This is a genomic window from Cryobacterium sp. TMT2-18-2 (assembly GCF_004402245.1).
GTDB classification, from domain to species: domain Bacteria; phylum Actinomycetota; class Actinomycetes; order Actinomycetales; family Microbacteriaceae; genus Cryobacterium; species Cryobacterium sandaracinum.
Genome location: NZ_SOFU01000011.1, coordinates 1 through 9039, shown reverse-complemented (window position 1 = coordinate 9039; position 9039 = coordinate 1). Strand labels below are relative to the sequence as shown.

At 60.7% G+C, this 9039-nt stretch carries 8 protein-coding genes; 2 read left to right on the top strand and 6 right to left on the bottom strand.

Annotated elements, in window-relative coordinates:
* Positions 1 to 387 precede the first annotated feature (387 nt).
* Positions 388 to 2367 carry an aconitate hydratase gene (locus E3O22_RS03705; protein WP_134396246.1) on the top strand — a complete coding sequence of 660 codons (1980 nt, stop codon included), beginning with the start codon at positions 388 to 390 and terminating at the stop codon, positions 2365 to 2367.
* A 111-nt stretch (positions 2368 to 2478) separates the two neighbouring features.
* Positions 2479 to 2802, top strand: a complete 324-nt coding sequence (gene fdxA / locus E3O22_RS03700; RefSeq protein ID WP_134396245.1) for a ferredoxin — start codon at positions 2479 to 2481, stop codon at positions 2800 to 2802.
* A gap of 62 nt (positions 2803 to 2864) precedes the next feature.
* Here the strand turns inward: fdxA and E3O22_RS03695 are convergent, their stop codons facing one another.
* The 6 genes from E3O22_RS03695 to E3O22_RS03670 all read right to left on the bottom strand — a co-directional run.
* Positions 2865 to 3197 (bottom strand): LuxR family transcriptional regulator, encoded by a 333-nt coding sequence (locus E3O22_RS03695; RefSeq protein ID WP_134396244.1) that lies wholly within the window; start codon positions 3195 to 3197, stop codon positions 2865 to 2867.
* A 121-nt stretch (positions 3198 to 3318) separates the two neighbouring features.
* Positions 3319 to 4692, bottom strand: coding sequence for a glutamine synthetase (locus E3O22_RS03690; RefSeq protein WP_134396243.1), 1374 nt, complete (start codon positions 4690 to 4692; stop codon positions 3319 to 3321).
* Between the two features lie 563 nt (positions 4693 to 5255).
* Positions 5256 to 5960, bottom strand: a complete 705-nt coding sequence (locus E3O22_RS03685) for a hypothetical protein (RefSeq protein ID WP_134396242.1) — start codon at positions 5958 to 5960, stop codon at positions 5256 to 5258.
* Positions 5961 to 5973: 13 nt separating this feature from the next.
* Positions 5974 to 7404 (bottom strand): AAA family ATPase, encoded by a 1431-nt coding sequence (locus E3O22_RS03680; protein WP_134396241.1) that lies wholly within the window; start codon positions 7402 to 7404, stop codon positions 5974 to 5976.
* A gap of 326 nt (positions 7405 to 7730) precedes the next feature.
* Positions 7731 to 8477: a hypothetical protein gene (locus E3O22_RS03675; protein ID WP_134396240.1), complete on the bottom strand. Its 747-nt coding sequence runs from the start codon at positions 8475 to 8477 to the stop codon at positions 7731 to 7733.
* 92 nt (positions 8478 to 8569) lie between these two features.
* A partial coding sequence (locus E3O22_RS03670) for an integrase core domain-containing protein (RefSeq protein WP_166784541.1) occupies positions 8570 to 9039 on the bottom strand: 470 nt, incomplete at its 5' end.

Below are 9039 nucleotides of genomic sequence, written 5' to 3'. Positions count from 1 at the left end.
CCTTTGTGAGTTCTTTGATCGGTACTCACTGACCATCCCACGGTGGCTCTTCACGTTGACGAAGCAACACTCAAGAGCGGGAAACCACACCACTCACAGGGACGTAACCGCCACTAAAGCTGCGGCCCTAATACCGGCGGGTGATCGCGGGCACTTCGCGGTCGGTGTGTCCCGCGCGACAGGAACCGTTCATCATCCATGCCGAAGCGGCACCGATGCTTGAATATTTGCGATTCTGGGGGCCAGCGTTATGCCCGGGCGCCGGTCGTCCGGACAGGCAGGGTGGCGTTTCGTGGAGCGGTGACCTAGATTTTAATCTGCCGCGGAATTCTGCGCAGGGCTGCACATCGATATTCTCTCGGCGGCATTCGAACGAGGAGGTTCGCGGTGGGATACAACGTTGCGCAGAAACTAATTGCTTCTCACCTGCTCAGCGGGGAGATGACGCCGGGGTCCGAGATCGGTCTGCGCATCGATCAGACCCTTACTCAGGATGCAACGGGAACTCTCGTCATGCTGGAACTGGAAGCGCTCGGCCTGGATCGGGCCCGCACCGAAGTGTCCGTGCAATACGTCGACCACAACCTGCTCCAATCCGACAGCAAGAACGCCGAGGACCACGACTTTCTCAGGTCAGCCTGCCAGCGCTTCGGTCTGTGGTTCTCCAAGGCCGGAAACGGCGTCTCGCACCCCACGCATATGCAGCGCTTCGGCATTCCCGGCAAGACAATGGTCGGCTCGGACAGCCACACCCCCGCTGCGGGTTCGCTCGGCATGCTGGCTATCGGGGTGGGCGGCATCGAAGTGGCTCTCGCGATCGCCGGAGAGCCGCTTTACATTCGTATGCCTGAAATCTGGGGCGTGCACCTCACTGGCCAGCTTCCGCCGTGGACGAGCGCCAAAGACGTCATTCTCGAGATGCTGCGCCGTCACGGCGTCAAGGGCGGGGTGAATCGCATTGTCGAGTACTACGGCACGGGCCTGATGAACCTCACCGCGATGGACCGGCACGTGATCGCCAACATGGGCGCCGAACTGGGGGCTACGACCACGGTATTCCCGGCCGATGAACAGGTGAGAACGTTCCTGAAGGCCGAACAACGTGAGGGTGACTTCGTTCCGCTGCTCGCCGATGCGGATGCAACCTACGACGTGAACGAAGAGATTGATCTGTCGACGATCGTGCCGCTGATCGCGCTACCCAGCTCCCCAGGCAACGTCGTACCGGTGAGCGAAGTCGCCGGTCGCCCGGTTGCGCAGGTCGTCATCGGCTCCTCGGCCAACCCAGGGCTGCGCGACTTCGCGATCGTCGGCGCTATCGTCAAGGGACGCCAATCCCACACGGGAGTCTCCTTCGACGTCAATCCGAGCTCCCGGCAGATTTTGCAGGATTTGACCCGCATGGGATCCACCCTGGACTTGATCAGTGCCGGTGCGCGGCTACACCAGTCGGGGTGTATGGGCTGCATTGGAATGGGTCAGGCCCCCGCGAACGGCAGCATCAGCCTGCGCACGATGCCGCGGAACTTTCCCGGTCGCTCAGGCACCAAGGAAGATTCCGTCTACCTGTGTTCACCGGAAACGGCCGCTGCGGCCCTTCTCACCGGAAAGATCACCGACCCACGCGACTTGGAAGAACTGTTCGCCCTGACCTATCCCAGGCTGGAATTACCAGCGACGTCGAGCGTCAACCTGGCCATGCTCGAGGCGCCATTACCCATCGAAGAGGCGCTGAAGGTTGCCCTGGTCAAGGGCGACAACATCTCGTCGCTACCCATGTTCACTCCGCTGGCCGATAGCATCGCGGCACCGGTCATTCTCAAGGTGGGCGATGACATTTCAACGGATGAGATCCTGCCGGCCGGCGCGCGGGTGCTGCCTTACCGCAGCAACATTCCCAAGCTCGCCCGATTCACCTTCGACCAAGTCGATGAGTCCTACACGACTCGCGCGGAGGTTACGCGCGAGGCGACCGGACACATCATCGTCGCCGGCGCTAATTACGGGCAGGGCTCCTCACGCGAACACGCCGCCATCACTCCGCGTTTCCTGGGCTTGCGCGCGGTGCTCGCCGTGTCGTTCGCCCGGATCCACTGGCAGAATCTTGCCAACTTCGGTGTGCTCGCGCTCGAATTCGTGAATCCGTCCGATCATGATCGAGTGCAGCGCGACGACGTGCTCGTGCTCACCGGCATTCGCGATTCCCTGGCTGCCGGCACCGAGATCACCGTGCACAATGAGACTCGCAAGGAGGACTACCCCGCCCGGCAGAACTTCTCACAGCGGCAGATCAACATGCTGCTCGCGGGGGGACTCATTGCCTGGCTGAACGAGAGGAGCGCGAACACGGCCCGCGATCGAGACTGAACCGTGCCGTTTGCAGGCCCGTCCCCAGCGGGCCCGACAGCGTGATCTGGATTTGATGACCCGGTTGTCCTAGGCTCAAAGTCATCTCTTCGTGAAGGGAGCCCTGCCACTGTGACGTACGTTATTGCTCTTCCCTGCGTCGATGTGAAAGATCGGGCCTGCATCGAAGAATGCCCGGTCGACTGTATTTATGAGGGCGAACGGATGCTCTACATCCACCCCGATGAGTGCATCGACTGCGGTGCCTGTGAACCGGTATGTCCAGTCGAGGCGATCTACTACGAGGATGACGTGCCGGAGCACTGGGCCGATTACTATAAGGCTAACGTCGAATTCTTCGACGACATCGGCTCCCCGGGCGGGGCCGCCAAGGTGGGCACATTTGCCAAGGATCACCCCTTGATTGCTGTACTACCGCCGCAGGCTGCCGCCTGAGGAACCCCTTTCTCGATCGTGCGCCCCCCGAACTCCTATGGGTCATCGATTTGGGGAACTCATCACCGAGTCTTTGCCACCGTGAACAGTACCGCCGCGTCTTCTACTGCTTCGAGTGCGTGTCGACCCTCCGGCACGATCAGCAGATCGCCCGGTGAGCCACTCCAGGAGTTCACACCCGAGATGAGGACGACGCGTCCGTGCAGCACGAAAAAGGTCGCGTCACCGGGATTCTCATGCGCATCCAACTTGGCGCCCGCACGCAAGGCGATCACAGTCTGGCGGAGCGTGCGTTCGCTGCCTCCATACACGGTCTTCGCACTTCGGCCGCTGCTGACCTGCCGGGCATGATCCAGCTCGTGACGCACAAGAGCAGTCAACGACGACTTCATCATGAGGCACCTCTCTTCGCGCGGCACTGCGCTTGCTGATGTGATCCCCAGCATACTGTCGCCTCCAGACATTCCCATGTCGCGAGCACGGCTACAGAAACCGAACCCTCCGCCCCTTCTGTGATTAGATCGACCAGGCGAACCGGAACTTCTCTGGCAGTTGGTCGGCGTCGGCCGACCCGTAGTGATCGAGTTCCCAGCGTCGAACTGCAAGCACGGCCTGGATGATCTGAGGGCCGAGAATGTAAGCAGCGAGTTCGGAAGCGGCGAGAGCATCGAGCGTTGCTCCCAGAGCGGAGGGAAGCAGCACCGTCGCCGAGGCGAGTTGCTGCTCTTCGGTCTGGTCGGCCGGATTCGCGGTGACCTCCGCTGGAAGCACCGTCGATGACCGGATGCCCTCGAGCGCGGCGCCGAGGATGACCGCGGTCGTCAGGTAAGGGTTCGACGACGGATCGACAATCTTGATTTCGACGTTGGCGCCTTGCGGATTGCCGCGGGTGGCTTCGAGGAAACGAACCGCCGCCCCGCGATTCTCCCGACCCCAGCAGGCATATGCGCCCGAAAAGAGTCGGGGGCGCAACCGCGCCCCCGAGAGGATCGATCCGCCGAGAACGCCCTGGATACCGGGGAGTGCGGCGATCACCCCGGCGATGGAAGACGCTCCATCGGTGGTCATGCCATGGGGTCCGTCGCCGCCGGAGAAGAGAGGTTCACCATTGCGGCTGAACGAGTAATGGACGTGCGCCGCATTCCCGCCGCCCCCGCTGATAGGGAAGGGAGAGAATGATACCCGCAGGTTGTGTTTGCGCGCCAGCCTCCCGGTGATCAGGCGGGCGAGAACTACCTCGTCGGCCGCCTGAAGTGGTGTGGCCGGTGGCAGCGAGAACTCGACCGTGGAGGCAAAGAACTTGGCGTGTAGTTGCTCGAGCGGGATTCCGGCGGCGGCGGTGGCGGATAGCAATTCGGTGATGAAGGCCTCGTGGTCGAGTACCGGACCGAGACCGTACGGTGTCCAGCCCGCGCGTGGGAGCGGGGTTCCGTCCGCGGCGGTGATGGTGAACTCGATCTCGTGCCCCACGAGCGCCTCAAGCCCGGCTTCCTCGATGTCGTGTTGGATGCGGCGAAGCCGCCCCCGCGGATCGATGGCGAGTGGTGCGCCGTTCTGGTCGAAGATCTCCGTTGGAGCCCAAGCGAGACCTCCATCGAGGATTCGGAGAGCGTCGAGATCGAGTCTCAGTCTCATATCGCCGACGACGCCGAGGTCGGGTGTCAATGCAATGCCACCGTCGATGCAGAAGATGTTCCACACCGGCGGGGCGCCGAGACCGGATGAAGCGAACGTCGCCAGTCGATCAACCGGGATGGTTTTGGCCAGGTAGATGCCGGCTGGGTTCGCCAGCGTTCCTACGATGATGCCGACGCCGGCTTCGGAGAGCCGTTCGGCCACCTCGCCGATCCGGCAGTCGCTGAACTCGGGGAGAATAGACTCTGTCGCCATACCGACATGCTGGCAGGACTGAGCGTTGTTAGGAAACTCGCATTGACATCCGGCCACGGGTCCCAACGGGTGAGTGAGTGCTGGTCGGGACCTGGCGCACAGAGGGAAGGATAAACGCGGCGATGATCTGCCGCCGGAGTTCGCGGGGCCGGGAGCGCGCACGACGCTCTGACTGCCCGCCCAGCAACCTACAAACCCGGCGGAACCGCTCATCGTTCGCCGGGGTCAAAGGCGGTCAGGACGGCGGCAACAGGTAGCCGCGCAGGAACTCATCGAATGCGGCGGGCATGTCGACGCTCCCGTCGATGTCGACTGCGCGCATCTGTCTCTTGAACTGAGTGCTTCAGAACCGGCGGATACAAGGCACTGACACCTGCTCTGGAGCGACGCGGGCATAGATCTCAATGCGCCAAATAGTGTTCACAGAACGCCGCCACAGAGCGCCAAAAGTCACAATTCCGGTCAATTCCGGCGTCGTGAGACGCCCTATATCCGTAGGGTTTCGAGACAGCGACGTCGCCACGCACGCTGTCTTGAGCCGCTCAACGAAGCCTTGTCACCTCCTAGAACGGGCCGGCGACAGCAGGTTCGACCACGGGAGTGGAGAGGTGCCCAAAGATGACGGCGAAAAGCAAGTTCAGCTCTTGGGTGACTCCGTCTGCATCCGCCCCGTGACGTTCTCGGAATTGGTCAAGGGTCTTTGTGGCCTCTCGGAATCTACCTGCGGCCAGAACCTTGTCTGGTCCGAGAGATGGCACACCGTAGTAGGACTCAAGGGCTCCGCGTTCGAGAATATGTGCCCCGGAGGCGTGCAGCTGCACATTGAGTTTTCGTTTTTCGACCGCGATGTCGCCTGTGCCGTTCGACAACACTGTTAAACGCTCTCGGCCACGCGACAGGTCGAATAGTTGACCCAGGAGTCCTTCGAGAGTCTGGAGGTCTCCCCGCTCCGGGAATTCGTCAAGCTCGTCGAAGTCATTCTGCGCCTCAACCCATAGCTCGCGGGCGCTGGCCTTACGCTTGAAACTATCCACCGCCTTGCCGGACAGAGGCGCTGGTTCGGATGCCAGCAGGCATTCGACATCCTCAAGGATTCTCTGTCGCATCACGGCGGCTTGGTGGTCTTTCGAGACTTTGGTAAATCCGTCGAGTAGGACGTCCAAGTCGCCAATGGCAAATACCGGCACTTCAAAACGGCCGAAGAAATCTCGATAGCGCTGAATGCTGGATTTGCCACCCGTACGGACGAAGACCACTCCATGGTCCACGTGATTCCAGTCTTTATTCAGAAGTTGCGCAATATAGGGGGAGCACGACGGCGTCGCTGTCACCTTCAACCAGCACGATAGCGCGCGCAAACAACGCAGCTTCGTTGTTCTCGTGACAGATGAGTTGAAGCGCGTCTTTCTCGGACATGTTCGACCGTAGGTCCAAATCCACCACTTCAACTCCCGCAGGGGACTTTCGTAAACGAGCGAAAGTTGCTGTGGTGCTGGAGTTCAAGAAAACTAGAGAATGAGTCGTAACGAGCACCGGATGGTCGGTGGAAAATCTAACCAAGGTGTCGAACAGCTGGCGCTGAGCGCGAGGGTGCAGATACAGCTCCGGTTCCTCAAACAGGAGCAAATAGCTTGCGCGCGCGGCCGTGCTCTCATCAGCTTCGCGGAGCCCACTGTCTTTCAACGCGGTGTAGGCCCTCAAGATCGCAAAGGCCACAGTGCGCTTCAGCCCGTCTCCCTTGCTGGCTATAGAGCCACGGTGGCCGTCGTCAATGTCGATCTCAGCACTTCCTAGGATCGAACGCAGCTCAGGTGCTGGAACTCTAACTTCGAGACCGACACCGGGAAAGCTCTCGCGCACGAAGCCTTGAATCGTGCTTTCAATGAGCTTGACCTCATCGAGTCGGGCGTCGATCGTCTCTCCGCTATCATCCAGGTGCCGACTCAGCCGTTTATGAATGGACCGAAAGGATTTTTCGATGTCCTGAAACTCGTCGGAGACCGCATCGAGCAGGATTTTGAGCAGCTTCCCGAAGGTAGCCGTTTCTGAAGTCTTGGTTTCAGCGGTCGCGTCCTTGACGGCTTCGATATAAATGACTTCCGGCAACATTGGCCTGAGCGCGGCATCGATACCCGTCTTAAGCGGAACGACCCGTCGTTCCAGTTCTTCCGCGGGCAACTGGGTTATGAGGTCGGCTAGCTTGGCGCGGGCATCGACCATCGTGGCCTTCTCAGGGAGGAGCGCATTCATTTCAGGAAGGTGCTGAATAATCGCGGCGCGCAGGGCAGGGTTCTTTTTCCCGATCATGACTGCGTTCAGGGCATCTTCTGACCATCGCTCGTCGCGCGGTGCCTGAGCAAACGTCCGCAAGACGACTTTCTCACCTGGCGTAGCAATGCGAACGAGAGTGAGGGAACCTTCGACCAGCATCGCGGCGACTCGTGAGCGTTGTTCGTCGTCAGCTATACGGGCGAGGTCTGATTCAGTCACCTCGTCGAAATGAACTTCTACGCTCAAGGGCTTTGACGGATCGTAGAAATCCGAGGCATCGAGCTTCCCGGGCGGAGAACCCTTCAAGGCGAAGTGGAGGGCGTGCAGCACCGATGACTTGCCAGCGTTGTTTTCTCCGATGAGGCACCCGAACGACGAGAGCGATAGCTCCGTAGAGACGTGTGCACGGAAGTTCTTGATTTTGACGCTAGAAAGCCTCATAGCTTTTCCCCCATTGATCTTGGACTGAGACTAGCTGAGCACCTTCTTGACTGGCTCCCCCCAAGAGGCCCGACGCCTCCTCGGCGACGCCCGCTGACGAGAAATGCAGTGCGCGGGCTGCACCTTGTTTGTCCGAGTGTCTCGTATCCTGTGTGCCTCATGACCCATGGGATGTAAGACACTGACGACTGCTCCGGATCGACGTGGGCATACAGCTCAATGCGCCAAATAGCGATCACAGAACGCCGCCATAGGGCGCCATAAGTCACAAGCTGGGGGTCAGGAACTGGCCTTCTACATGCGGGCAGCTGCTAGATGCATCGACATTAGACGTGGCTGGCGGCTTCGGCGCGCTCACGGATGACCTCGAATATGTCCTCACGGTAGCGCGCCGAGGTCCGATGCTTCGTGCCGGCCTCCATCTCCTTCACGAGCTTCTCGATTGATTCGGCATGACGGAATCCACCCCCGGCAGCGAAGTAGGCCCTCAGCCAAGCAACGGTATCCACCGCGTAACCCTTCGCGGCAAAGGCGCGAACCAGTTGCACGACAGCGTCCTTTCCACGCCCGGAGCTGAGCCCGTTGTACTCCTCGTTGACCATCATTTCTGCTGCGGCGACCATGAGGGGATCAGCTGCAGGTACCTCCTCCTGTGTGTGAAGGTTGAGGGCGCAGAGTCCGTCCAGCCAGAGGCGAATGATGTCCCATGGCGACGAGATCAAGACAAAAAGCCGGGAGACCAGGCCGGCAGCGACTGCCGCACGAATCGCTTCCAACTCTCTCTGCTCGTAGGGGTGGAGCACGATGATGGCATGAGGGCGGGTTTCGTTTCCGGGTGTGAGATTTCGGAGCTCGCTGATGTTGACGACCGTGCGGTCACTCAAGTTGGGTGCGATGAATTCAGCAGCCTCAAGATCAGCACTACGGTCGTCTGCGTTGAACTTCCCAACATCGGCAACTGCGAATAGGTAAGGTGCTTCACCGACCCACCTTCGGATTGCAGCGCTCTGAGGAACCATGGCGGTTCCGTGCTGTGCCCAGTCTTCGCGGATCATATATGCGAGTTCAGTCATTGCCTCAGTATCGCGGGGACCACTGACCCTCAGTCTGTTCGTTTCTCTCGAGTCCTTCGGAATTTGTCAAGGTGAATGAGGCCAGCGTGAGTTTAGGCGGCTAGTTTCGGCTCCACGTTTTGAGCTTCGGCTGGCTTGTTGATCCAGGCCGCGTCGGGGGTGGCGAGGATCTTCGGGTCGCAGCCGGTGCTGAAGCGCTCGGGGTTCNTGAAGCGCTCGGGGTTCCGGGCGCGCGCGGTGGCGAGGGTCGCCGCCCGCTCGACGGCCTTGCCGGCGGCGAGGCCATAGTGGACGTCGGCAGGGGTGTTGAGCCCGATGCCCGTGTGCCGGTGGCTGTGGTTGTAGCCCTCGACGAAGGTGTTCATGAAGCGGCGGGCGTCGCCGAGGGTGCCGAAGCGTTCCGGGAACACGGGGGCGAATTTGAGGGTCTTGAACCACGCCTCTGAGTAGGGGTTGTCGTTGCTGACCCGGGGCCGGGAGTGCGACTTGGTGACCTCGAGATCTGAGAGGAGCGCGGCGACGGTCTTGCTCGTCATCGACGTGCCTCGGTCGGCGTGGACGA